The sequence below is a fragment of the Acetobacter sp. P5B1 genome (assembly GCF_018811985.1).
Classification (GTDB): Bacteria; Pseudomonadota; Alphaproteobacteria; order Acetobacterales; family Acetobacteraceae; genus Acetobacter; species Acetobacter cerevisiae.
In genome coordinates this window covers 192,296-216,487 of the sequence record NZ_JACRVS010000001.1, presented here as the reverse complement: position 1 = coordinate 216,487, position 24,192 = coordinate 192,296, and the positions used below count along the sequence as shown (strand labels likewise).

Below are 24,192 nucleotides of genomic sequence, written 5' to 3'. Positions count from 1 at the left end.
GAAACGCAGCTTACCATAGAGCAGAGAGAACGTACTTATTCTGTTGTTATGGAGCCAAAACATATGAACCGCACGGTTCTTCTGGTTGCTGCCGTTATCTGTGTTGCTCTGGTTGGGGGACTTTCAGCCCTTGGCCTGTCCGGACATCCGCCTGTACCGCAGGCTGTGCATCGGGATATTCCGCTTGCTGCTCCGCCTGCCGCAGCACCCGCCGCTGCCATGGTGCCTGTCCCGCCGGCAGGCCCGGCTGTGACTCCGGTTGGTGCGGCTAATCCTGCTGCCGCTGTGCCGCCTGCTGCACAGGGTCCGTCTGCTGCGGCGCTGGTGCCCGCAGGGCCGAGCGGTCCGGTTGTGACGTCTCCCGTTGCTCCGGCGCAGGCTCCTGCTGCCGGGTCTGCTCCGGCTGCCGCTCCGGTCACTGTTCCTGTTCCGGCTGCTCCTGCGCACCCGTGAGCACGGACGCACGCGGCACAGATCTGTTTCTGGAAATGCTGGCGGCTGAACGGGCCGCCGCCCCCAACACTCTGGCCGCGTACACAGCGGATTTAACCTGCTGTGAAGAGTCTCTGGCTGCACAGGGGGAAACTCTGTTGCAGGCCAGTGCCGCAGGCCTTGCGGAATGGATGGCCGATATGGGCCGCAGCGGGCAGTCCCGCCGCACCGTGGCCCGCAGGCTCTCCTGTATTAAACAGTTCTACCTGTTTCTGCTGCGTGAAGGGCTGCGGGAGGATAACCCCGCGGCGCATCTGGACGCCCCCCGGCCTGAGGCCTCGTTGCCGCATTTTCTCTCCGAATCGGAAGTCGTCGCGTTGATCGATGCCTGTGCGGTCTCGCCCGAGGCCTCGGAGGCCAAACAGCGGCGTGGGCTGGTGGCGCGGGCCGCGCTGGAACTGCTCTATGCCTCCGGCCTGCGTATTTCAGAATTGCTCTCCCTGCCGCGCGAGGCGTTGGCCGGAGAACGGCAGATGCTGGTGGTGCGCGGGAAGGGCGGTCGGGAACGACTGGTGCCCTTGTCGGACAGTGCGCGCGAGGCCGCGCAGGCGTTGCTGGCACTCGATGCCCCTAAGGCCAGTCCCTATCTGTTTCCGGGCCGTGACCCGAAAAGACCGCTGACCCGGCAGGCTTTTGACAAGATTCTCTATGAAGTCGGCCTGCAGGCCGGGCTGGACCCGGCGCGGCTTTCTCCCCATGTGCTGCGCCACTCCTTTGCGACGCACTTGCTGGCGCACGGGGCGGACCTGCGGGCCTTGCAAATGCTGCTGGGGCACGCGGATATCGCCACCACACAAATCTATACGCATGTGCAGACAGAACGGCTGAAACAGGCCGTGGAGTCTTTCCATCCGCTGGCCTCCGAGCGCGCCGGGCAGACTGAAAAAACAGGTTAAACGACGCGCCATGCACGAAGTGGCTTGGTTTTACGCGTGGCTGTGCTATCCGCTTGCGCATGCGTCAGTTCCTGGATTTCGAGAAGCCCGTCGCCGAACTTGAAAACAAGATCGACGAGCTGCGGCAAATGACCGACCCCGACGGGGTCAATATCGCCGAAGAAACGGCCCGCCTTTCAGATAAGGCGGAGAAGCATCTTCGTGCCATTTATGCCAAGCTCACACCCTGGCAGAAGGTGCAGGTGGCGCGTCACGCGCAGCGCCCGCACACGCAGGACTATGTCAACGCCTTGCTGACCGAATTTACCCCGCTGGCGGGGGATCGGCTGTATGCGGATGATAAAGCCATTATTGGCGGCATGGGCCGCTTTGATGGTCAGCCTGTGGTGGTGATTGGCACGGAACGTGGTTCCGACCTTGAAACCCGTCTGGCCCACAATTTTGGCATGGCCCGTCCGGAAGGCTACCGGAAGGCCCAGCGGCTGATGAAGCTGGCAGGCCGCTTCAACCTGCCGATTCTCACCTTTATCGACACCGCAGGTGCATGGCCCGGTATTGATGCTGAGCAGCGCGGTCAGGCCGAAGCCATTGCCCGCTCCATTGAAGTCTGTCTGGAAGCCCCGGTGCCGCTGATTGCCACCGTGATTGGTGAAGGCGGGTCCGGTGGGGCTGTGGCGCTGGGTGCGGGCGACCGGGTGATGATGCTGGAAAACGCCATCTATTCCGTCATTTCGCCAGAAGCCTGTGCCTCCATCCTGTGGCGTGACCCCAAGCAGGCCAGCACGGCAGCCGAAACGCTGCGTCTGACCGCGCAGGATCTGTCCCGCCTTGGGCTGATTGACCGGATTATCCCTGAGCCGGTTGGGGGCGCGCAGCGTGACCCGAAAGCGGCTATGGCGTCCGTGCATGATGCGCTGGCGGAAGAATTGCAGGCGCTCACGCCGCTGGCTCCGGCCCGGCTGAAGGAACTGCGGCGCGAGAAGTTTCTCGCCATGGGGCGTGAAAACCTGTCCTGAACGGACAGGCCTTAACGCTTTAAGGTTTCAGGGCGGTGGTTCCCCTTCCACGGGAGCGCCGCCCTTTTCTTTGAGCAGATCATAAATGGCCTGAGCAGCCTTTTCGACCTCGGCCTTGTCCTGCCCTTTGGCGACAAGGGCCACACCGCGACGACCATCCTCACGGTGGAAAGGGTAGGACCCGAGATCCAGATCCGGGAACTTGTCCTGAATCGCTTCCAGCCCTTCAGCGAGAGCACCTTCGTAAAGCGAGGGCGTGTACCAGGTGCGGGAGAAGACGGGCGCACCCTGCTTCAGGGAAGGGGCCAGAGCCTCAAACATGGCCCGCATGATGCGGGGCACGCCGGCCATTACATGCACATTACCGATGGTAAAACCGGGCGCCACGGAGACGGAATTGGGGATGGGGGTCGCGCCACGCGGCAACTTCGCCATGCGCTGGCGGGCGGCATTGAATTTTTCCGCGCCCAAAAAATCTTCCAGCAGCGCGAAAGTGGGCGGGTGGAATTCCCACGGCACGCCAAATGCCTCGGCCATGCATGGTGCGGTAATGTCATCATGCGTGGGGCCAATGCCGCCGGTGGTGAAAACTTCATCAAATCTGGCGCGGAGTTCCGTCACCGTTTCAACAATCGTTTCCCGAATATCGGGAATAACGCGGATTTCCCGCAGGGGAATGCCCAGTTCTCCAAGCCGCGTGGCCAGAAACTGGATGTTGTCGTCTCGGGTGCGACCGGAGAGAATCTCATTGCCAATCAGAATGAGTGCTGCGGTGCGACGCATGAAAAACCGGTCCTTTCAGCGTGGTCCCTTGGATGGGAGCAAGCGGCTTTTGGAAAAATGAGGCCGTGCTTGCCTGCGGTCAATGGCCTCATAACTCTGTAAGAGAGCGAGGCCGTGCGTGTTTTTGGATTGACCGGGAGCGGTGCAGTTCATAGCTTCCGCACCATGTCCGAGAACCGCTCAAACCCCGAACCCATTCTTCCCCGCGCCTGGCCTTTTGAGGAAGCGCGAAAACTTGCCGAGCATGTGGATGCCCGCACGGCTGCCAAACCGGACACGGCGGCAAGCCCTGCGCTGCTGGAAACCGGATACGGCCCGTCCGGCCTGCCGCATATTGGCACGTTTGGGGAAGTGGCACGTACGTCCTGGGTACGTCAGGCCTATACGGCGCTGACAGGCCGCCCGACGCGCCTGCTCGCGTTCTCGGATGACATGGATGCGCTGCGCAAGGTGCCGGACAATGTGCCGAACCGGGAGCTGCTGGAAAAATATATCGGCCAGCCGCTCTCCCGCGTGCCGGACCCGTTTGGCACACACGAGTCGTTTGCCGCACATAATAATGCGCGCCTGTGCAGCTTTCTCGACAGCTTCGGCTTTGAGTATGAATTTGCCTCTTCCACCACCTACTACACGTCTGGCCGGTTTGATGCCGCGCTGAAGCGGGTGCTGGAAGTGCATGATGAAATTCTGGCGGTCATTCTGCCCACGCTCGGGCCGGACCGTCGGGCAACCTATTCTCCGGTTCTGCCGCTGCACCCGCGTACGGGTGAGGTGATGCAGGTGAAAATGGACGCCATTGACGCCGCAGCGGGTACCGTCCGCTGGACCGATGCGGATGGTGAGACGTTTGAAACCCCGGTGACGGGTGGCCACGCCAAGATGCAGTGGAAGGCCGACTGGGCCATGCGCTGGTATGCTCTGGGCGTCGATTATGAAATGTCCGGCAAGGATCTGATTGACAGTGTCCGTCTGTCTGGCCGTATCTGCCGTATTCTGGGCGGCACGGCTCCGGCTGGCCTGACCTATGAGCTGTTTCTGGATGAAAACGGCCAGAAGATTTCCAAATCCAAGGGCAACGGCCTCTCGGTTGAGGAATGGCTGCGCTATGCGCCGCAGGAAAGCCTCGGCCAGTTCATGTTCAACCAGCCGCAGCGCGCCAAACGCCTGTTTTTTGATGTGATCCCCAAAACGGCGGATGACTATCTGACGCATGTGGAAAAAGCCAAAGCGTTGCAGGCTGCGGATAGTGAGAGCGTGGACCTGAAGGCCAACCCGGCCTGGTTTATCCATAAAGGCCATATCCCGACGGACGCCGGCAGCCCGGTGCCGTTTGGCATGCTGCTGAATCTGGCCAGTGTGGCCAATGCGGAAACGCCGGAAGTGCTGTGGGGCTTTATCCGCCGGTATGACCCGTCCGTTTCCCCGGACAGTCACCCGATGCTGGCCAACCTCGTCAGCCACGCTATTGCCTATTATGCGGACTTCGTCCGTCCGGCCAAAACCTTCCGCGCCCCTACGGACAAGGAGCGTGCGGCTCTGGTGGACCTTGCTGAGTCCCTGCGCGGGTATGAAGGCGAGGCTTCTGACGCCGCAACCTTGCAGAATCTGGTGTTCGAAATTGGCAAGCGCCATGCGTTTGAACCGCTGCGCAGCTGGTTTGGTTGTTTGTATGAGGTGCTTCTGGGCCAGAAGGAAGGCCCGCGCTTTGGTGGCTTTGTGGCTCTGTACGGGGTGGCGGAAACCGTCGCGCTGATTGAGGCCGCTCTGCTGCGAGAGTCTCAGGCGTAAGCGCGGGATCTTGTCTCCATGGTGAAGAACATGTCGTCATCACCACAAGGACAGATGCCTAAGCACCAGCCGGACGGGCCGGGGTGGAAGCGATGGCTGAAGCATCTGCCACACCTGATCGGGCTGCTGCTGATGGTGGCCGCGATCGGGGTGGTGCAGCATGAGCTGCGTCACCTGCGTCTTGCGGACATCAAGCAGGCGATGATGGCCATTCCGGGCCGTCAGCTCTGGCTGGGTGTGGCCTGCACGTTTTTCTCGTATTTCATTCTGTCGTTTTACGACCGGCTGGCCGTCATACAGGTTGGCTACAAGCAGATATCCTTCCGCCGCACGGCGTTTGCGGCGTTCTGCTCCTATGTGTTGTCGCACAACCTTGGGTTTTCGGCCGTTTCGGGCGCTGCGGTGCGGTATCGGCTGTATCGCAACTGGGGCGTCAGTTCCTTTGCTATAGCCCAGATTATTGCCTTCTGTTCTGCCACCTACCTGCTAGGGGCCGCCGTGCTGATTGGCGGCGTGCTGGTGTGGGAACCGCAGGTTATTCCCATGGCGGGCAGTCATGTGCCCAGTTGGATGCTGGCCGTTATTGGCGTGCTGCTGTGGGCTGCCGTGCTGGGCTATATCGGTATGGCCTTCAAGGTCCGCACCTTTACCTTCCGTAAATGGACGGTGGATCTGCCATCTCCCCGGATGGCCGTCATGCAGACGGTCGTCGCAGCGGCGGATGTGGCGGCGACGGCTGGCATTGCTTATGTGCTGCTGCCGCCCGGTATTGGTGTGGATTACGGTTCCTTTCTGGCGATTTATATTGCCTCCTATACTGCCGGGCTGATTGCCAGCGTGCCGGGTGGTCTGGGTGTGTTTGACGGCGCAATGCTGCTGGCTCTTGGGCCGTATATGCCTGCGCCGCAAATCCTCGGCGTCGTGCTGATTTTCCGGCTGTTCTACTACATCATCCCGCTCTTCATGGCCGGGATCATGTTCGCGGGGCATGAGCTGTTCCTGCGCGGGGATGATGCGCTGGCGAAGAAGAAAAGCCGGAAGCAGAAAACCCCTGCGGCTGTGCGTATTCGCCCCAGTCAGGTGGTGCGCGAAAGTGAAGCCGATTTTTCCGTGGCTGTGGCAACGGGTACGGTCTCGCTCTGCGGTCTGATGCTGATCTGCCTCGTGCTGCTGGACCCTGTGCCCAAATTCGGTGTGGTGCAGGCGGGGTTGTTCTCGGCAGCGGGGTCCGTCAGTAACTACCTGCTCTCGCTGATGGGCGTTGCGCTGATTGGTCTGGGCATTGGTCTGTCACAGCGCGTCACGCTGGCATGGCGCGGCACGCTGGCGCTGCTGGTGACGGCAGCGATCCTCACCTTCCTGCGTGGGAATACGGTGCTGGTGCCAGTCATGCTGGGGCTTTCAGCCTTTCTGGTTGCGCCGTTCCGGGCTTGCTATTACCGCCATGCCCGCCTGCTGAGTGAGCCGCTTTCTACCTCCACTTTGCTGTGCCTGTTGCTGCTGTTTGGGTGCGTGATTGCGCTGGCTAACCGGCACGGCGCCGGGAGCTGGTGGCAGATGGTTTTCATCTTTCCGGCCTCAGGCGCTGCCCGCTGGACCATCGCGTTAGCCGTGCTGATGGCGCTGGTCGTCATTGCCCGCCTGATGTGGCCGGGCCGCATTACGGTTAAGGAATGGGATGAGGATGCCTGTGCGCATTACCTCACGCTTGATCACGCCATGCCCACCATTCAGGACCTGAGGCCGGAAGGTTTTGTGGCCGGTGAGGGCGGTGAGGCTGTGATCCCGGTCCGCCAGAGTGGGGCCTTCCTTGTGGGGCTGGGTGATCCGGCCGGGGCGCAGGAAGACTGTGTTTCCGCCATCTGGCGTATGCGGGATCTGGCGTTGCAGGACGGGCTGAAACCCGTGTTCTGGCAGGTCGGGGTACCTTTTTTACGGATTTATGATGATATTGGCCTGAGTGTCTGGCCAATGGACGATGGCACAGGGCTGCATTTCTGCTATCCGGCGAACGATATTGCTCTCGCATCCAAGTTTTTTGCCACCTATAAGGGCGGCAGAGTGGATTCTCCGGCCTCTGCCGGGCAATAAGGTTTTATGCAGGGCTTCGTAAGAGGCCGGTTTTGCTGGATACGTGCATGTCGGCTGATATTACTGCCTCGTTGTTTAGCGGAGGGGCCGCCCGTGTGGCGACAACCTCCTTCCTGCTGGCATTTCCCGCCCTGTTTTCCATTGTTAACCCGTTTGGGGCTGCGCTGATTTTTGCGCAGGCAACGGCTGGCCGCTCGCAGAAGGAAATCTTCGCGCTGGCCCGGCTGGTGGCGTTTTATTCCTTTGTGCTGATGGTCGTGTCCATCTGGTGCGGTAGTAAGGTGCTGGTGTTCTTCGGCGTGACCGTGAACGCCCTGCGCGTAGCTGGCGGCACCGTGGTAGCCGTGCGGGCGTGGGATTTGCTGCAAAGCCCGGAAAGCATTGAAGCACAGAAGGAAAAGCAGGCTCTGCAGGGCGGCAAGACCGTCATGTCTCCCAACTGGTCTGACTCCGCCTTCTTCCCGCTCGCCATGCCGTTTACCGTAGGGCCGGGGACGATTGCTGTTGCCATTGCGCTGGGTTCAGGTTGCCCACCGGGGGCGTCCTTTCTGGCCTATGAAGGCGGCATTACCATTGCAGCGATCTGCGTCGTGCTGATCGTGTGGCTGGCCTATTCCGGCTCGGAAAAGCTGGTTTCCATGCTGGGTGTAACGGGCACGCGTATTGTCAGCCGGATGGCCGCTCTCGTGCTGCTCTGCATTGGTGTGCAGATTCTGGCCGCTGGTGTGCAGGGCTTTGTGGTGGATATCTGGCAGCATATCAAAGCTGCTGGCTGAGGCGTTTTTCTCAGGTGGTTTTGGAAAGGGCAGGCGACACACTGTGTTGCGCTGCCCTTTTTTCTGCGCGGCTTTTTAAAGGACGCGCTTATTCCGCCGTGATCTGCGTCACTGAAGCGTCTTGCGCATGCAGCAGGGTTTTCAGGCGGTTGAGCTGGGCCGTGGCCTGTTCCGCAAAGCCGTAGGGCGGTTTGATAACCACCAGCCCTGCGCCATTCAGCCGGTCCGGGTCCACGGGTTTGCGCATCAGCAGTTCAGCGGCCAGAACATCCGGCACACCGGCATCCTGCAAGGCCGTATAGAAGGCCCGAATGGGCGTGCGATGCTTGATGGGATACCAGATGGCAATCATGCCCGTCGGGAAGCGCGCCTGGATGGTGTGGACAGCCTGAAGCAGCCGGTCGAACTCACCGGGTTCTTCAAACGGCGGGTCAATCAGCACCAGGCCGCGTTTGGCAGTTTTGGGCGGCAGCAGGGCGCGGAGGGCTTCATACCCGTCACGCTCATGCACAAACACATTCGGCGTGCGGGTAAACAGGCCGTAGAGCTTGCGCTTGTCATCGGGGTGCTTCTCGCAGCAGATCAGTTCATCCTGCGGGCGCAGCATCAGGGACGTCAGCACTGGTGATCCGGGGTAATAGCGCGGGCCACCAGCTTTTTTGACCAGCTCCAGCCAAGGAGCGAGGGGGCTGTCCGGCCCTTCCTCGGCCAGCAGGCCGATGCCTTCTTTCCATTCCTGCGTTTTCTCGGCTTCCTCGCTGGTCAGATCATACCGGCCAATGCCCGCATGGGTATCCAGCACCATGAATGGGCTGGGTTTGCGTAGAAAATGGCCGAGCAGCGAGACCAGAAGCGCGTGCTTCATGCAGTCTGCAAAGTTTCCGGCATGGTAGATGTGGCGGTAGTTCATACAACACTCTCTTGGGGGGCAAAGCGGGCGGCCATGTCTTCAAGCGGCCAGCGCGGGCGGGGGCGGACGGTGCTGTCATCCGGCTGAGGCAGGCCGAGGTCCGCCGCTTCCTGACAGGTTTCAAGAGCAGCCCAGCCGACCATCACGGCGTTATCGGTGCACAGGCGCAGGGGCGGGGCGGCAAAGCGCAGGCCGGCACTCGCGGCAACCTCTTCCAGCCGGGCGCGCAGCACGCTGTTGGCGGCCACACCACCCGCAGCTACCAGCAGGCCAGCTTCGGGCATCATTTTCAGGGCATTGCTCACCCGGTCGGCCACAACATCTGCCACAGCCTGCTGGAAGGAGGCTGCGAGGTCGGCTGCAAACTGGTGGGGCAGAGGCTCCAACCCATACGGGGCCAGTTTTTGCGAGAGTGCAGTTTTCAGGCCGGAGAAGGAGAAATCACATCCCGCGCGGCCCATCAGCGGGCGGGGCAGGGGGATGGCTTTCGGGTTGCCGGATTGGGCCAGCTTTTCCAGTGCGGGGCCGCCGGGCCAGCCGAGGCCGAGCATTTTGGCGACTTTGTCGAACGCTTCGCCCGCCGCATCATCAATGGTGCCGCCCAGCTTGCGGTAACGGCCAACGCCTTCCACGGCAATGCACTGGCAGTGGCCGCCAGAAACCAGCAGCAGCAGGTAGGGGAAGGCGGCCCCACCCGGCACCAGACCGGGCAGGCGCGCCGTCAGGGCGTGGGCCTCCACATGGTTGACGGCCACAAACGGCTTGCCGAGCGAAAGTGCGAGCCCCTTGGCAAAACTGGCTCCCACAATCAGCCCGCCAATCAGCCCCGGCCCGGTGCTGGCGGCGACAAAACCGACCTCATTCGGAGTCATGCCCGCGTCTTTCAGCGTGGCCTGCACGAGTCCGGGCAGCAGAGCCAGATGGGCGCGGGCGGCAATTTCCGGCACCACGCCCCCAAAATCTGCATGGCCGTCCTGCGAGACGACCCTTTGAGCAAGGCAGACGCCCTCGCTGGAGAGGATGGCGCAGGCAGTCTCATCGCAGGACGATTCGATAGCCAGCACAGGTCCGGCAAGGGCGCTGTTTTTCGGCAGGTTCTGGTGGCTCATCGCCCTGTGACTCCATGTGCTGTGATGGGAAACAAGCCCTGATATTCCGTATGCTGTCCGGGGTCGAAACGGTCTGCTGCGCGTGCCGTGCGTCTCTGGGGCGCAAGTTTTTCAGGCCTTTCGGGTATCATGGCTTCTTGTCCTCTCTCCATTCCCGGTAATAGACACTCTTATGGACTCAGCCTACCCTTCCTCGCCCGCCCCTTCGCCCGCGCTGCAGAAAGTTGCGGCGGAAGCGGCAGCTCGCCAGAAAAAGACCTCCGGGCATGCGTCCCGTCGTCTTCTGCCCCTCCGTGTCGGAACGCGAGGCTCACCCCTCGCGCTGGTCCAGACCCGTGCCTTCCTGACCATGCTCACGCGCTTCTGCCCCGTGCTGCGGGATATGGGCGCGTTTCAGGAGCATCAGATCAACACCACGGGTGATCAGGTGCAGAACCGCCGTCTGGCCGAAATTGGCGGTAAAGGGCTGTTTGCTAAGGAAATTCACGAGGCCCTGTCTGACGGTCGCATTGATTTTGCCGTCCACAGCCTCAAGGACCTTGAAACCACATTGCCCCCCGGCCTCGTGCTGGCCTGCACGCTGCGGCGTGAGGATGCACGCGATGCGCTGATTCTCGGCCCTAACCTTGCCCCGACTGATCCGGATGATCCGTATTCCGCGCTGCCGGAAGGCGCGCTGGTAGGTTGTGCGTCTGTACGCCGTCAGGCCCAGATGCTGCATGTGCGGCCCGACCTGAAATTCGGCCTGCTGCGTGGCAACGTGCAGACCCGACTCGACAAGCTGGCTGGCCGCCAGTGTGACGCCACGCTGCTGGCTCTGGCTGGCCTGCGCCGTCTGGGTATGGCGGAACGCGCCTCTCTGGTGCTGTCCCCCACCGTCATGGTGCCAGCCGCAGGGCAGGGCATTGTGGGTGTGACGGTGCGCGAGGACGATATTGAACTGCGCGAACTGCTGGCCGCCATTGAGGACTATGAAGCCCGCGCTGTGGCCACGGCAGAACGCGCCCTGCTGGCCGAACTGGATGGCTCCTGCCGCACGCCGATTGGTGGCTATGCGCAGTTGATCCCGGTGGTTGCCGGTGAAGATCCCAAACTGCACCTGACCGGCCTTGTGGCGCGGGAGGATGGGTCCTTCCTGCTCAAGCGCGCCATTAGCGGTTCCCCGGAAGATGCGGCGCGTCTGGGTAAGGAACTGGGTGAAAGTCTGCGGGCCGATAGTCCTGCCGATATTTTTGAAGACAAGTAAGGCAGCCTGATGCCAACCCCCGGCACTAGCCCCGGCGTGCTGGTCACGCGGCCGGAGCCGGGGTTGTCTGAAACGTTGGCCGCTGTTTCTGCCGCCGGATGGGTGCCTTATGCCTCTCCGGCGTTGTGCATTACGGCCCATACTCTGCGGGCTTTGCCGCATCACTTTGCTGCCTGTGTGCTGACAAGCGGGCAGGCGGTGCAGGCTGCACAGGCTGCTCTCCTCTCCACATGCCCAGTTTACGCCGTCGGTGACCGCACGGCACAACGAGCGCAAGCAGCTGGATTTACGGCTGTGGAGAGCGCGCGCGGCGATGCGGAGGCTTTGGCAGCACTGATTATTCATGCCCGGACGCCAGAGTCTGGCCCGCTTCTACTCCTTTCCGGCGCACGGCAGGGAATGGAACTGGCGGACAGGTTGCGGCAGGCAGGCTTTCGGGTGGTGCGGCGTGTAGCATACACGGCCCGCCCAGCCCGGCAGATTGCACCGGACGTGCTGCGTGCTTTGCGGGCTGGCGAGATTAGCCATAGCCTGTTTTTTTCTTCGGAAAGTGCCGCAAGCTGGCTGGCCGCTTTGCCCGAGGCGTATCGGGACGCTGTGTGCCGAACAACCGCCATTGTTATCTCACAGGCGGCAGCGGTCGTGCTGGAAAAGGCCGGGTGGACGCAGAGCGTCGTCGCCCACAAGCCCAATGCGCAGGCGATGCTGGCGGCACTCGGTGTCTGCACAGTGGGACGGCCCTGAAAGTCTTCAGGCCAAGGCACAAAAAAACCGGCCTCCGGAAAACTCCGAAAGCCGGTTTTCTTGAAACCGTTTAAAACCGAGGCCCGCAGCGTGTTAGCGGCGCAGGCCGTCAGTCTCAGGCATTGCCAGCGGTCTGCGGGAATTCCGCACGCTTGGCCTGCCACAGGGCCACAAAGTCGATCGGCTGCAGCACGATCGGCGGGAAGCCGCCGTCACGCGTGACATCGCTGATGATGTTGCGGGCATACGGGAAGATCAGACGCGGCACTTCAACCAGCAGCATCGGCTCGATCAGCTCCTGCGGCGGGTTGGTCAGGGTGACAACAGCAGCATAGGCCAGCTCGGCAATAAATACCGTGCGGCCCGCAGCGCCACCTTCCGTTTCCGGAGCTTCTTTTGCTTCGGTCTTGATGGCCAGCGTTACTTCATAAACAGACTGGTCGTCCTGAAGTTTGGAGGCCTGAACATCAATGTTCACGGCAATATTGGGCTGAGAGCGCAGTGTAGCAAAAATTTCTGCGCCACCGGGCACTTCAAAGGACAGGTCCCGCGTGTACTGCAGGTTAATGGCCAGCGGAAGGGCGGGCGGGGCAGACTGTTCAGAGTCAGACATGGAAAAATGCGCTTTCGTAATCAGGTCACACTGAGGTCTTTAACGGTAGCATGCTGGTCTGGCTTCGCCAACCGTCAGAATGAGACAGAAAAAATTAAAAGGATTTTCAGGCAGTAAGCCGGTGTCAGGCAGAAAGATGCTGCCAGTCCCCATTTTCCAGACTCTCGCCACACAGGCCGAGCAGGAACCACCAGTGGGACACAACCAGCGTTGTTCCGGCATCTGGCTGCTGCGCCATAAAGGTGCGGAAACGCTGCACGCGGTTCTGCATCATGCCGTCACTTTCCGGTGCTGCTGTCCACCAGACCTCCTCCAGAGCATCAAAATTCAGATGTGGCCAGCTTTCATACAAGGTGGAGGCGCAGGAGCCTTCATCACACGAATACATGGCGCGCTCCCGCACCAGCGGGGTGATTTCCGGCGTGATGTTCAGGGCGCGGGCAAGAGGGGTGGCGGTCTCCAGCGCCCGGGTGAAGGGGGAGACGAGGATGCGCGTAATGCCTTCCCCCGCCAGTTCCTGCACAAGGCGCTGCGCATGCACGCGGCCTCGCGTGGATAAGGGTGGGTCTGAGAGGCCGGGGTCACGCCCTGTGGCAGTGTACAGCCGGTTGAATTCGCTTTCGCAGTGCCGCAGAATAATCATGGTCTCAGCACTTAGGAACAGCGGCCGGACTTCCGCAAGGGGCAGAGAGAGTGTGCGCACGCATTGTAACGGGCAGGGGGCTTGTCTATGTATAAAGAAAGGTCTCCTGAACGATAAGGCTGCGCCTGAAGCCCGGGCTGGTCGAACATGGACGTGTGACAGATGGATTTTTCTTTCGGCCATTTTCCGGTCGATCTGATTCTTTTCGCTCTTGTGGCGGCGTTTCTGGCGCTGCGCCTGCGTAGTGTGCTGGGCAAGCGCGTTGGCATTCAGCCTGCCCCCATGCCCGTGCCCCCGCGCCCGGATGCAGCGGGTAAGGTGATAGACGGCAAGGCGGAACAGGTTGAAGCTGTGGCCTATGATATCCCTGGTCAGGGCACACGCGTGGGCCAGCTTCTGATGGATGTGCAGCGGCAGGACAGCACGTTTACGCCGCAGCAGTTTCTGGCCGGTGTGCAGGCCTCGTTCCAGCAGGTGGTGAAAGCCTATGCGGAAGGGGATCGCGCAACCCTGAAAACCCGTCTGACCCCGGCAGTCTATGCGTCTTTTGAGGCTGCAATGGATGCGCGGGAAGCGGCTGGCGAAAAACAGCGCAGTGAGATCAAAACGATTCGGTCTCTGGCCATTGAGGATGTGCGTCTGGTGACGCTGGATGTTGGCACCGGGGCGTCTGTTGATGTGCGCATTGTGTCCGACCAGATCAGTCTGGTGACGGACGCGCAGGGCCAGCCCGTAACCGGGACGGATGCTGTAACCGAATTTTCTGATCTGTGGACGTTTGAACGCCTTCTGGGTGTTAACGGCAGCAGCTGGCGTCTGGCTTCGGCGCGGAGTGCGTGAGAGCACGGGCCGGGGCTAAACCAAAACCGCCTGCCCGAGCGCAGCGGTACAAGGTTGGCCAGCAACAGATTATCCGGGGAGACTGCCTGCGTGCGCTGCGGCGTATGGAGGCTGAGTCCGTTGATGTCATCATCACATCACCGCCCTACAATATCGGTCTGTCCTACCGGAGCTACCCGGACAGGAAGGAAGAGGACGAGTATCTGGACTGGATGCTCGATGTTGCACATGGTCTGCGCCGCGTGCTGCGGGCAGATGGCTCCTTTTTCCTGAATATTTCAGGCTCCTCCGCTCAGCCCTGGTTGCCGTTTGAACTGGCGGTCCGGCTGCGGGATCTGTTCGTGCTGCAAAATCATATCTCGTGGGTGAAATCCATTTCTGTGGGTGAGGACAGTTTCGGCCATTTCAAACCCATGAACAGCCAGCGCTTCCTCCACCGTGGGCATGAGCATCTGTTCCATTTCACTCTGAGCGGGGACGTGAAGCTGGACCGGCTGAGTGCCGGGGTGCCGTACAAGGATAAATCCAATATTGCCCGCCGTGGGCATGAGCAGGACCGGCGCTGCCGGGGCGATGCGTGGTTTATTCCGTATGAAACTGTGCGGGACCGTAAACAGAAATTCGACCATCCGGGCACTTTTCCCGTGGCGCTGCCAGAGCAGTGCCTGCTGCTGCACGGGCAGAAAGAAGCGCAGGTGCTGGACCCGTTTATGGGCACAGGCACCACGCTGTTAGCCGCACAACGCCTTGGTTGTTTTGGGGTGGGGATTGAAATTGACCCCGATTATGTCGCCATTGCGCGGCAGCGTCTGAGAGAGGATCTGGAGGCTGCGGAAGACTGACAATCGAATGTTTAAATGATTTTTATGAAAATAATCGTTTTGACATTTTGACATGTATCAAACACAACCCTGGCAACAGCGAATAAAAGCTATGCAGTGTTTCTAAGAACTCAGGAGTTGTGGTGTTGCGCAGATTAATAGCCTCGTTAGTAGGGGTAGGTGTTCTGGCTTATGGTGGAACAATTGCCTTCCTTACCCATTTTGACCATGTGACGGCCCCCGAATTACCTGCTGCTTCACCGACGTTAAAAGACCCAGTGGCTCTTGCCGCCTTTAATGCTGTGCGGGAATCCCGCTGTGACTACTGCCACGCGACGGGCCGTGATCTGCCGTTCTATTTCAAGCTGCCGATTGCCAACCAGCTGATGGAAAAAGACCTGCATGAAGGTCTGCGTCATTTCCGCATTGAGCCGGTTCTGGAAGCCTTCAAGGAAGGCAAGCCGCCGACGGAAGAGCAGCTGTCCCGTATTGAAGAAGTCATTACGCAGAACCGTATGCCGCCGAGCATGTATCTGCTCATGCACTGGCATGCGCATCTCTCTGACGGGGAGCGTCAGGCTGTGCTGAAGTGGGTGGAAGACACCCGCCGCAAATACTACGCCAACACGGGTGCGGCCTCCCAGTTTGCCGGGGAGCCTATCCGCCCCGTGCCGGAAAGCGTGCCGGTGGATGCCGCCAAGGTTGCGCTGGGCCGCAAGCTGTTCTTTGACAAAAACCTCTCTGGTGACGGCACGCTGAACTGCGCAAGCTGCCATGACCTGAACCACGGTGGCGTGGACCATCTGGTGACGGCCACGGGCATTGGCGGCCAGAAAGGCCCCATCAATGTGCCGACGGTGTATGACGCGTACTTCAAGATTGCCCAGTTCTGGAACGGTCGTGCGGATGATCTGGCAGCACAGGCTGCTGGCCCCGTGATGAACCCGGTGGAAATGGGCTCGCATGACTGGGCCGGTGTGGCGCAGAAGCTGGCGGTCAATCCGGAATACGCACCGATGTTCCAGTCCGCCTTTGGCGCAGATGCGGCGATGGACCAGAATACCATCACCTCCGCAATTGCCGAGTTTGAAAAAACGCTGATCACGCCGGATAGCCCCTTTGATGACTATCTGAAGGGCAACACCAGCGCGCTGAGTGAACAGGCCAAACGTGGCTATGAAAAGTTCAAGAGCATCGGCTGCTCGGGCTGCCATAGCGGCATTGGTGTGGGCGGTGGTGCCTATGAAGCGATGGGTCTGGAAGGCGATTACTTCAAGGATCGTGGCGGCAAGCTTACAGCTGCTGATGAAGGCCGCTATGATGTTACGCACAAGGACGAAGATCACTTCCGCTTTGTGGTCCCCACCCTGCGGAACATCGACCAGTCTGCCCCGTATTTCCACGATGGCAGCGTGAAGACGCTGGACGAGGCCGTGCGGAAAATGGCGAAATATCAGACGCCGGATGCAGCTATTTCTGATCAGGACGTGAGCGACATTGTAGCGTTCCTCAAGAGCCTGACCGGGAAGTATGAAGGTCACTCTCTGGCCGACATGGGGCAGCCTGCTCCAGCCCGGTAATGCGCAGAAAAAACGAGGGATCAGCCAGATAAATGCGCTGGTCCCTTGAAAGACGGCCCCTCGGCAGGTGATAAGCTTGCCAAGGGGCCGTTTTTATTTGGGAAGGAATACCAGTGGTCAGGCGGCGTCATCTCCGTGAAGAAGAAAAGGCGCTGTGGTCCATAGTGGTGCGGGACGTAGCGCCCTTGCATGTGCCGCGTGCCGGCCTATCCCCCGATAATGCTACTGAAGATGAGCAGGCGACTGCGGCGGAAGAGGCCAAAGGCAAGCGTCTGGCTCTGGCCGCGCAGAAAAAACAGCCCCGGCATAAAAGACGTCTGACGACGGTTGATATCCCGCTGTTTGTGCCAGCCGCCGTGCCTCCTGTGCGGGTGCAGCATGTGGTGCAGCCGGTGGAGGAAATCGGGCGGCGTTCTCCGGGTGTCGATAATTACAGCTGGCGCACCTTTACCGACGGCAAGATGAAGGTGGAGCGGCGGCTCGACCTGCACGGCATGGTTGCGGAAGATGCGTTCCGCCGACTGATGGAATTTATGGATGTGTCGTTCCGGTGCGGCCTGCGCTGCGTGGAAGTGGTGACAGGCCTTGGCACCGGGCAGGAGGGCGGCATCCTGCGGCGAGAGCTGCCCCACTGGCTGGCTCGCGCGGAGATGCGCCACCGGATTCTGGGCGTGGCCTATCCCCATGCGGGGAATAAGGGGTCAGTCCGTATTCTGCTGCGTCGCCGTCGGCGGTAACGGCTTGCCCGCAGGGGCATCCCGCCAGCGCGGAATATTAACGGACAGCCACCGGCGGAGCGCCAGAATACGGTCCAGATCCGGCATCATATCCGCATAGAGTGTTGAGCAGGGGAGACCTGCAAAAAGCAGCTGATTCTGCTCCCGGGCGTGGGCGCGTAAAGCAGGCTCATTGGCAGCGACCTGTGCGGCGTGCCGGAACCGGGCGACCAGATCTGGCGGAGACAGGTTGGGCAGCATCAGCCCGGCTTTCAGACTGGCAGCCGAAGCCGCTGTTTTCCACACGTCATAGAGCCGCCCGGAGGGCAGGCGCTTTCTTTCCTGTTTGAAAATGGTCGTGAAGTCAGGTGGCAGCCGCAGGCGCGGGGAGACTGAAGCCGGCAGCACATTGGAGAAAAGGGGCTGCGTGTTCGGCTCATCATCCTGCAGGGAGGCCATCCGTTCTTCATACTCTTCGTCAAATGGAAGCTGAATGACATCCACAGTGCCGGCCTTCAGCGCGGCAATGGCGGTGTCTGGCGTGCCGTAGCCCGGAGCGGGCAAAGGATGCATGCCCAAAAGGTCCAGAGCCACAAGGGTGGGCAGTTCCGGGCCGGAAACAGCAGAAACGGCCACGCGTAAGGGGCGGCCCTGCAGGAAGCTGGCAAAACTGCGGTGCAGGCTGATTTTGCCAATGGTGACTGTGGGCTGACAGCTCATGAAAACGGGGAGCCAGCGCTGGGCATCGTAATGCACGCGGGGATCGCCCGTCAGAGCGGCAATCAGGCCGGAGCCGGGCACGACCAGGCCAGAGGGCGGGGTCGCCTGTTCCTGCTGAATGTCAAACAGATTGCCACCCGTCACACCATCCCAGCCGGTGGTCAGGCGGAGAGGGAAGGGATCTGCATAATGCATCTCTTCCGCAAGGATCGGGGCCAGCAGGGCGGCCCACTGGCCACAGATGCTCTCGGACGCGCCGCCTACAATCAGCGGCGGCAGAGGCTGGGTATTCAGCGGCGTGGCGGAGCGTGCGGCGTGGCGCGGCAGCAGAGACGCGACAGCGGCGCCTCCCAGACCGCTCAAGAGCAGGCGGCGGGAGAACGGTCTGGCGGAAGAAGAATGATCTGGCTGATCAGTGCGCGGCACGTGTGAAAAACCTCCCAGTCGGCGTATCTGTCTGAGCGTCCTTAAAGGGGCGGGGCCGGGAGACTCAGGGAGTGGAGTCCTGCAAGCCCCGCCAGACCGCACCAGCGATCTGCGGCAAAATTACGGTCGGTCGCTCAGGGCCACTTCACTTCCGGCGGCATGCTCATCAGAATCGCTTCCGTATGACCTCCGGTTTTCAGGCCAAACAGCGTGCCACGATCATGCAGAAGATTGAACTCCACATAGCGACCACGGCGGATGAGCTGCGCCTCGCGCTGTTCCGGCGTCCAGGGTTCCATCATCCGGTCCCGGATAATTTCGGGGTAGGTTTCCAGAAAACCAAGGCCGACATCTTTGGTAAAGGCGAAGTCCTGCGCAGTGTCCCCGCTATCCAGCCGGTCATAAAAGATGCCGCCCAGACCGCGCGGTTCGTTGCGGTGCGGCAGGTAGAAATATTTGTCACACCAGGCTTTGAAGCGCGGATAATACTCGGGGTCATGGCGGGCGCAGGCCTGCTCAAACCCGGCGTGGAAACGGGCGGCGTCATCAATGGCTTCCGCACTTTCGGGGAACATGGGGGTAATATCCCCGCCGCCGCCAAACCAACCCTGCGTGGTGATGATCATGCGGGTGTTGAAGTGCGCTGCAGGCACCAGCGGGCTGCACATATGCGCCACAAGGCTGATGCCGGTTGCAAAAAAGCGCGGGTCTTCCGACGCACCGGGAATGGTGGCAGCAAATTCCGGGGAGAATGTGCCTTCCACCGTGGAGACATTCACGCCCACTTTTTCAAAAACGCGGCCCCGCATCAGGCTCATCACGCCGCCACCGCCGGGGGTGCCGTCCTGATTCTGGCGGTTCCAGCTTTTGCGCTCAAACTGGCCTGCGGCTTCATGCCCCGGCAGGATAGGCGCGTTCTGCTGCACGGCGTCCTGCTCTATCTGCTCAAAGGCAGCGCAGATCCTGTCACGCAGGGTTTCAAACCACTCTTTAGCTTCCGCTTTCAGAGCTGTATGGGCGGGCACAGAATACGCTTTGGTGGGAGTCATAGCCGGGTCTTTTTTCCTCTCACGCGCGGATGGAGGCTCACCCGCGCCTGCTAAAGGCCTTAGAGGTGCGCCTTCCTGACGATCATTGCAAGATCATGCCGTTCATCGTTAAACACGACAACACTGTTTCTGTACGGCGTTCGGGATGCCGTGTCTGGCAGAGGTGAGGGGGAACGGATGGCAGGCACACCATCGTGTCAGGATCAGGCCTATCAGCCGCCAACGGGGCCGGTTGCGGTGCAGCCCGTGCCGGAAGCATCCGCTGGTTCCGTAGCGGGTGGTCCAGCACAAACACATACGGCCTATGGGTTTGTGCGTGAATATATGGCGTTTCTCCTGCCGCGAGACCTCAACCTGCTCTGGACCATTGGTGCCATGCTGGTGGCCGTTCTGGCTCTTATGTTGCTGAGCGGCCTGACACTGGCGCTGACTTATACGCCCGATGCCTCGCTGGCCTTTACCTCAGTCGAAACACTGGAGCGACGCGTGCCCTTCGGCTGGCTTCTGCGCAGTATGCATATGACGGGGGCTACGTTCTTTATGGCTGCCCTCTATCTGCATGTGTTCCGGGGGCTGTGTTACGGCTCCTACCGTGCGCCGCGTCAGGGGCTGTGGGGCGTTGGCACGGTTCTGCTGATGATGGTGATGATTACTGCTTTTGCCGGGTATGTGCTGCCATGGGGCCAGATGTCCTATTGGGGGGCCGATGTAGCAGGCAAAGCTGTTGGCGCGATCCCGCTGGCAGGGAATACGCTGGAGCGGGTTTTTCTGGGCGGTGACGCGCCGGGCACGGCCACATTGCACCGGATGTTCGTGCTGCACTTCACGCTTGCTTTTGCCATTGTCGGCATGGTGATCCTGCATGTGGCGGTTCTGCATGCCAGAGGCAGCACCAGTCCATCGGGTGCCATGGGGCAGAGCCGGGCACGGATGCTCCCGTTCCATCCTTATTTTACCGTCAAGGATGGTCTGGGCGTGGTCGTGCTGGCCATTCTGTTTACGCTGGTCATGTGCCTCTGGCCGGGGCTGGTGACTGAGGTGGAAAATTACCGTCCGGCCAACCCTCTGCATACCCCTGCGGACATTGAGCCGGAATGGTATTTCCTGCCGTTTTACGGGATGTTGCAGGCTGTGCCCTCCAAGTTTTTCGGGCTGCTGGTGTCTGGTGGCGCGGTGGCCATCCTGTTGTTTGTGCCCTTGCTGGACCGGGGGACGTCCGCCACCTTTGCGGCTGGCCGGTGGGGCGGCCTGCGTTGGCTGCCACGTGTGGCGTTGGCGGTTCTGGTCTGTTCCTTTGTGCTGGCCGGGCTTGCAGGGCGGCACCATGTGCAGGGTGTCTGGTTGCTGGTCGGGCGTTTGGCGACGCTGGGATATTACCTCTATTTCCTCGGTTTTCTGCCATTTTATAGTCGGCTGGCACGTAAGGAGGCACGGTCTTGAAGACGCGGAGGTCTTTCCCGGTGCGGTCTCTCGCGGCTGTTCGCTGGCATGGTTTGCGCTGGTTGCCGCGTGTTGCGCTGGGCGTGCTGGTTTCTTCCGTCACGCCGGTTGGGCACGGTGCGTTCACACCCTCCGCACTGGCAGCGCCTCCCCCGGGAGCTCCGGCCCATGCGCCTGCACAGAACTGGTCTTTCAACGGGCCTTTAGGACATTTTGATCTGGGTGCCGTGCAGCGCGGCTATGCGGTGTTTGCCGGCGTTTGTGCCTCCTGCCACAGCCTGACGCAGGTGCATTTTTCCGACCTTGGCGATATGGGGCTGAGCCCGGAGCAGGTGACGGCTCTTGCGGCCTCCTGGCAGGTTGCCGCAGGGCGGGATGCGGGAGGGCATCTCAAACATCGCAAAGCTACCCCGGATGATGCGCTGCCCCGGCCTTATGCGGACCCGGATGCCGCACGCGCCGCAAACCGTGGCGCAGTGCCGCCTGATTTGTCCCGCATTACGCAGGTCTATCCCGGCGGGCCAGATCGCGTATATGCGTTGCTGACGGGCTATGTGCCTGCCTCTGGCGCCGGGACTGATGCAGAAAGGCATCCTGCGCCAACGCCCCCGGAAGCAGGGTTTGCCAACCCCTATGCCATTGGCCACCGCACAGCCATGCCGCCGCCTTTGCGGGACAATGCCGTGCTGTATGCGGATGGTAACCAGCCCACTGCGCAGCAGGAAGCGCGGGATGTCACAACCTTTCTGGCGTGGATTTCCAACCCGCATGCGGATGACAAACGCAGGCTGGGGGTTGGGGTTGTGCTCTATCTGTGTTTTCTCGCCTGTCTTCTTGTTATCCTGAAACGGAGAATCTGGTCTCATGTCTCAAAATGAAGTTGTGGAACCCGTCATCGGTCTTATTGGCGGGTCCGGCCTGTATAATATTGACGGGCTGGAAGAGAAGGAATGGCGGACTGTTGAAACCCCGTGGGGTCTGCCGTCTGACCAGCTTCTGTTTGGCAGACTGGATGGCGTGCGCTGCGTCTTTCTGCCGCGCCATGGCCGGGGGCACCCCATTCCGCCGTCTCGCCTGAACTACCGCGCCAATATTGCGGCCATGAAAATGTCCGGCGTGACGGACATTGTCTCGCTCTCTGCCGTCGGGTCTTTGAAAGAAGAGCTGCCGCCGGGGCATTTTGTGATTGTTGATCAGTTTATCGACCGTACCATCTGGCGGGAAAAAAGCTTTTTTGACACGGGCTGCGTCGCCCATATCTCCATGGCTGACCCGCTGTGCGCCCGTATTGGCGACGTGCTGGAAGCCCAGACCAAGGCGCTGAATATTGAGGCGACCCGTGGCGGCACGTATCTGGTGATGGAAGGTCCGCAGTTTTCCACCCGTGCGGAAAGCAACCTCTACCGCTCATGGGGCTGCTCCGTGATTGGCATGACCAATATGCCGGAAGCGACTTTGGCGCGGGAAGCCGAGATTTGCTACGCGACCGTCGCCATGGTGACGGATTATGACTGCTGGCACGAAGACCACGACAACGTGACGGTAGAAAGCGTGGTGAAAACCATGCAGGGCAACTCCGCCAAAGCGAAGGCGCTGGTGAAAGCGGTGATTCCCGCCCTCGGTCAGCCGCGCGGTCTGTGTTCTGCCGGGTGTGACAGAGCGCTGGAATATGCCCTGATTACCGCCCCGGAAGCGCGGGACCCTGCGCTTATCAGTAAGTTGAAGGTGGTAGCCGGGCGCGTACTGTAAGGCTGATAACCAGGTGGCCTCTCTTGCACGTCTCACAAAAACGGGCGAATGCTAGCCAAAAGAATGGATGGCTTTGCTCTCGTGACGACTTCTGAACATCTTCGCTCTTCAACCCGCCCGCTGGCCCTTGTAACCGGGGCCGCGGGTGGCATTGGTGTGCCGCTTGTCAGCCGTCTGGTGGCGGCTGGCTATCATGTTCTGGCGCTCAGCCGGAGTGGGGGTGAGGCGCAGCCGTTTGTCACGCCGATGTCGTGTGACCTGACGAAGCCTGAGCAGATTGAACAGGTTGTGGCGCAGATTGCTACGCTCGGTTGCCGGGTGCAGGCGCTGGTGCATTGCGCCGGTGTGATTGTGCCGCAGCGTATGGGGGGCGGGGATACCGCCTCTGTCTCCTGCCAGCTGGCCGTCAATCTTGAAGCCCCCATTCTCCTGACCATGAAGCTGCTGCCGCATATCCCCTCTGGCGGGCATGTGGTGTTTATCAACTCCATGGCCGCTCTCGTGCCGCTGGAGGGCAGCAGTATCTACACGGCCAGCAAGTTTGGGCTGCGCGGGTTTGCGCTCTCTCTGGCGCAGGATGTGCGCAAACGCGGCATCCATGTCTCGTCCGTTTTTCCGGGCGCGGTCGATACGCCCATGCTCAAGCGCGAGATTGATAACGGTGGCTCACCGCTCAACTTCGTCACCGCTCCCGCCACCGCAGACGGCATAGCCGCTATTGTGATGGGCCTGCTGCGCCGCCCGCGTGCGGAGGTGTTCTGCCCCAGCTCAGATGGCATTCTGGCTCAGTTGATGCTGATGATGCCCCGCGTCTGGCGGCTGATTTTGCCAATCCTGCTCAAAAAAGGCCGCAAGGGCCTGCGGAAGTATCTGGATGGGCAGGGGCGGTGCTGAGGAATGGCGGAGGAGGAGTGTTAGGTTTGGTTCCTGGTCTTCCGTTATTTGTGCGTTAATTGGTAAAGTGTATTGGCGCTAATAAAGCTGTGAAATCTGAAGAAAAATCGAAAAGAAATCCGGCCTGGAGTAGAGATGAAATTATTCTCGCGCTGGATCTTTATCGCCAGTTTGAGGGCGGTTGGCCTAAGGGAAACGACGAAAAAGTCATAGAGTTAAGCCAATTACTTAATCAATTCTGGCAAGGGCAAGGTTACGTAGGTCATACGCTACGAAATACTAATGGCATCAAAATGAAACTGATGAACCTAAGAGTCCATGACCCAAAATATGGTCATTTGGCAGGACTTAAAGCCGGTTCTAAGCTAGAAGCAGAGGTTTGGAACAATTTTTGGAATTGTCCTGATTATTTAATTGAAACAGCTGCTGCTATTCGCTCTGCGATTGCATCTTTAAGTCGAGATGTTTCGGGAAAGCTCGATGGGCTACCAATTGATGAATTAGAGGGAGCCGAGGCGGTAGAAGGACGCTTATTAACTGCGGTTCATAGCCGGCGAGAGCGTTCTTGGGAGATAGTGAAGAACAAAAAAGATGATGTTCTTGCAAAAAAGGGCTGTTTAGTATGCGAAGCTTGTGGCTTCGATTTCGTGAAACGATATGGGGAGCGTGGGGTAGGTTTTATAGAGTGCCATCACATTAAACCGCTTGCCGAGTTGTCTGGGGAGATAAAAACTCAACTAAGTGATTTGGCTCTTCTTTGTGCGAATTGTCATCGTATGATTCACGCGAAACGTCCGTGGCTTACCATTGAGGAACTGCGTCGGATTTTACGGTAGCAGTTAGGGCCTAA

General features: G+C 60.3%; 24 protein-coding genes. 17 read left to right on the top strand and 7 right to left on the bottom strand.

All coding sequences use genetic code 11. From position 1 onward, the window contains the following. The first annotated feature begins 63 nt into the window (after window positions 1–63). Genes KP703_RS00970 through KP703_RS00960 form a run of 3 tightly spaced genes read left to right on the top strand, consistent with a single transcriptional unit; the run spans window position 64 to window position 2,404 of the window. Window positions 64–453 carry a hypothetical protein gene (locus tag KP703_RS00970; protein WP_215753513.1) on the top strand — a complete coding sequence of 130 codons (390 nt, stop codon included), beginning with the start codon at window positions 64–66 and terminating at the stop codon, window positions 451–453. Further along, window positions 450–1,388, top strand: a complete 939-nt coding sequence (locus KP703_RS00965; protein WP_264821245.1) for a tyrosine recombinase — start codon at window positions 450–452, stop codon at window positions 1,386–1,388. The genes KP703_RS00970 and KP703_RS00965 overlap by 4 nt, the downstream gene beginning before the upstream one ends. A 59-nt stretch (window positions 1,389–1,447) precedes the next feature. Then, window positions 1,448–2,404, top strand: a complete 957-nt coding sequence (locus KP703_RS00960) for an acetyl-CoA carboxylase carboxyltransferase subunit alpha (protein WP_062250637.1) — start codon at window positions 1,448–1,450, stop codon at window positions 2,402–2,404. Window positions 2,405–2,431: 27 nt separating this feature from the next. Here the strand turns inward: KP703_RS00960 and KP703_RS00955 are convergent, their stop codons facing one another. Further along, window positions 2,432–3,187, bottom strand: a complete 756-nt coding sequence (locus KP703_RS00955) for a molybdopterin-binding protein (protein ID WP_215753512.1) — start codon at window positions 3,185–3,187, stop codon at window positions 2,432–2,434. Window positions 3,188–3,352: 165 nt separating this feature from the next. Here KP703_RS00955 and KP703_RS00950 point away from each other — a divergent pair, with 165 nt between their 5' ends. Genes KP703_RS00950 through KP703_RS00940 form a run of 3 tightly spaced genes read left to right on the top strand, consistent with a single transcriptional unit; the run spans window position 3,353 to window position 7,842 of the window. Next, a complete protein-coding gene (locus tag KP703_RS00950; RefSeq protein ID WP_043553235.1) occupies window positions 3,353–4,975 on the top strand; it encodes a lysine--tRNA ligase in 1,623 nt (540 codons plus the stop codon). Window positions 4,976–5,029: 54 nt separating this feature from the next. After that, a complete protein-coding gene (locus tag KP703_RS00945; RefSeq protein ID WP_252353725.1) occupies window positions 5,030–7,066 on the top strand; it encodes a lysylphosphatidylglycerol synthase domain-containing protein in 2,037 nt (678 codons plus the stop codon). Between the two features lie 47 nt (window positions 7,067–7,113). Next, a complete protein-coding gene (locus KP703_RS00940) occupies window positions 7,114–7,842 on the top strand; it encodes a MarC family protein (RefSeq protein WP_062250641.1) in 729 nt (242 codons plus the stop codon). Between the two features lie 88 nt (window positions 7,843–7,930). Here KP703_RS00940 and KP703_RS00935 read toward each other — a convergent pair whose 3' ends face one another. Next, a complete protein-coding gene (locus KP703_RS00935) occupies window positions 7,931–8,752 on the bottom strand; it encodes a 23S rRNA (adenine(2030)-N(6))-methyltransferase RlmJ (protein WP_215753510.1) in 822 nt (273 codons plus the stop codon). Continuing rightward, window positions 8,749–9,861 carry a tRNA (adenosine(37)-N6)-threonylcarbamoyltransferase complex transferase subunit TsaD gene (gene tsaD / locus KP703_RS00930; RefSeq protein ID WP_215753509.1) on the bottom strand — a complete coding sequence of 371 codons (1,113 nt, stop codon included), beginning with the start codon at window positions 9,859–9,861 and terminating at the stop codon, window positions 8,749–8,751. The genes KP703_RS00935 and tsaD overlap by 4 nt, the downstream gene beginning before the upstream one ends. Before the next feature lie 172 nt (window positions 9,862–10,033). Between tsaD and hemC the strand changes: the two genes are divergently transcribed. Both hemC and KP703_RS00920 read left to right on the top strand, forming a co-directional pair. After that, complete coding sequence (gene hemC, locus KP703_RS00925) at window positions 10,034–11,107, top strand: hydroxymethylbilane synthase (RefSeq protein WP_062270900.1); 1,074 nt, start codon at window positions 10,034–10,036, stop codon at window positions 11,105–11,107. Window positions 11,108–11,116: 9 nt separating this feature from the next. Continuing rightward, complete coding sequence (locus tag KP703_RS00920) at window positions 11,117–11,851, top strand: uroporphyrinogen-III synthase (protein ID WP_215753508.1); 735 nt, start codon at window positions 11,117–11,119, stop codon at window positions 11,849–11,851. A 115-nt stretch (window positions 11,852–11,966) separates the two neighbouring features. On the opposite strand, the gene secB is transcribed toward KP703_RS00920, so the two are convergent. Continuing rightward, window positions 11,967–12,464 carry a protein-export chaperone SecB gene (gene secB / locus KP703_RS00915; RefSeq protein ID WP_062250651.1) on the bottom strand — a complete coding sequence of 166 codons (498 nt, stop codon included), beginning with the start codon at window positions 12,462–12,464 and terminating at the stop codon, window positions 11,967–11,969. A 124-nt stretch (window positions 12,465–12,588) separates the two neighbouring features. Further along, on the bottom strand, window positions 12,589–13,167 hold the full coding sequence (locus KP703_RS00910) for a histidine phosphatase family protein (RefSeq protein ID WP_373687408.1): 579 nt from the start codon (window positions 13,165–13,167) through the stop codon (window positions 12,589–12,591). Window positions 13,168–13,269: 102 nt separating this feature from the next. On the opposite strand from KP703_RS00910, the gene KP703_RS00905 reads away from it, so the two are divergent. From KP703_RS00905 to KP703_RS00890, 4 genes are all read left to right on the top strand, one after another. Next, window positions 13,270–13,947 (top strand): Tim44/TimA family putative adaptor protein, encoded by a 678-nt coding sequence (locus tag KP703_RS00905; RefSeq protein ID WP_062250654.1) that lies wholly within the window; start codon window positions 13,270–13,272, stop codon window positions 13,945–13,947. Beyond that, the gene (locus KP703_RS00900) at window positions 13,944–14,789 is read left to right on the top strand and encodes a site-specific DNA-methyltransferase (RefSeq protein ID WP_215753507.1); all 846 of its coding nucleotides are present in this window, start codon (window positions 13,944–13,946) and stop codon (window positions 14,787–14,789) included. The genes KP703_RS00905 and KP703_RS00900 overlap by 4 nt, the downstream gene beginning before the upstream one ends. A 125-nt stretch (window positions 14,790–14,914) precedes the next feature. Next, complete coding sequence (locus KP703_RS00895; protein WP_215753506.1) at window positions 14,915–16,348, top strand: cytochrome-c peroxidase; 1,434 nt, start codon at window positions 14,915–14,917, stop codon at window positions 16,346–16,348. A 113-nt stretch (window positions 16,349–16,461) separates the two neighbouring features. After that, window positions 16,462–17,085, top strand: a complete 624-nt coding sequence (locus tag KP703_RS00890; protein ID WP_215753505.1) for a Smr/MutS family protein — start codon at window positions 16,462–16,464, stop codon at window positions 17,083–17,085. On the opposite strand, the gene KP703_RS00885 is transcribed toward KP703_RS00890, so the two are convergent. Next, a complete protein-coding gene (locus KP703_RS00885; protein WP_215753504.1) occupies window positions 17,050–18,210 on the bottom strand; it encodes a hypothetical protein in 1,161 nt (386 codons plus the stop codon). The genes KP703_RS00890 and KP703_RS00885 overlap by 36 nt on opposite strands. Before the next feature lie 134 nt (window positions 18,211–18,344). After that, window positions 18,345–19,259 carry an oxygen-dependent coproporphyrinogen oxidase gene (gene hemF, locus KP703_RS00880; RefSeq protein ID WP_215753503.1) on the bottom strand — a complete coding sequence of 305 codons (915 nt, stop codon included), beginning with the start codon at window positions 19,257–19,259 and terminating at the stop codon, window positions 18,345–18,347. Between the two features lie 177 nt (window positions 19,260–19,436). Here hemF and KP703_RS00875 point away from each other — a divergent pair, with 177 nt between their 5' ends. The 5 genes from KP703_RS00875 (at window position 19,437) to KP703_RS00855 (ending at window position 24,178) form a co-directional block, all read left to right on the top strand. Beyond that, window positions 19,437–20,699: a cytochrome b N-terminal domain-containing protein gene (locus tag KP703_RS00875; RefSeq protein WP_252353742.1), complete on the top strand. Its 1,263-nt coding sequence runs from the start codon at window positions 19,437–19,439 to the stop codon at window positions 20,697–20,699. 137 nt (window positions 20,700–20,836) lie between these two features. Continuing rightward, window positions 20,837–21,577 carry a cytochrome c1 gene (locus tag KP703_RS00870; RefSeq protein ID WP_252353741.1) on the top strand — a complete coding sequence of 247 codons (741 nt, stop codon included), beginning with the start codon at window positions 20,837–20,839 and terminating at the stop codon, window positions 21,575–21,577. Further along, window positions 21,564–22,448, top strand: coding sequence for an S-methyl-5'-thioadenosine phosphorylase (locus KP703_RS00865; RefSeq protein ID WP_215753502.1), 885 nt, complete (start codon window positions 21,564–21,566; stop codon window positions 22,446–22,448). The genes KP703_RS00870 and KP703_RS00865 overlap by 14 nt, the downstream gene beginning before the upstream one ends. Window positions 22,449–22,529: 81 nt before the next feature. Beyond that, on the top strand, window positions 22,530–23,342 hold the full coding sequence (locus KP703_RS00860) for an SDR family NAD(P)-dependent oxidoreductase (protein WP_373687407.1): 813 nt from the start codon (window positions 22,530–22,532) through the stop codon (window positions 23,340–23,342). An 89-nt stretch (window positions 23,343–23,431) separates the two neighbouring features. Then, entirely contained in the window at window positions 23,432–24,178 is a 747-nt protein-coding gene (locus KP703_RS00855; RefSeq protein ID WP_215753501.1) for an HNH endonuclease, read from the top strand. The last annotated feature ends 14 nt before the right edge of the window (window positions 24,179–24,192 follow it).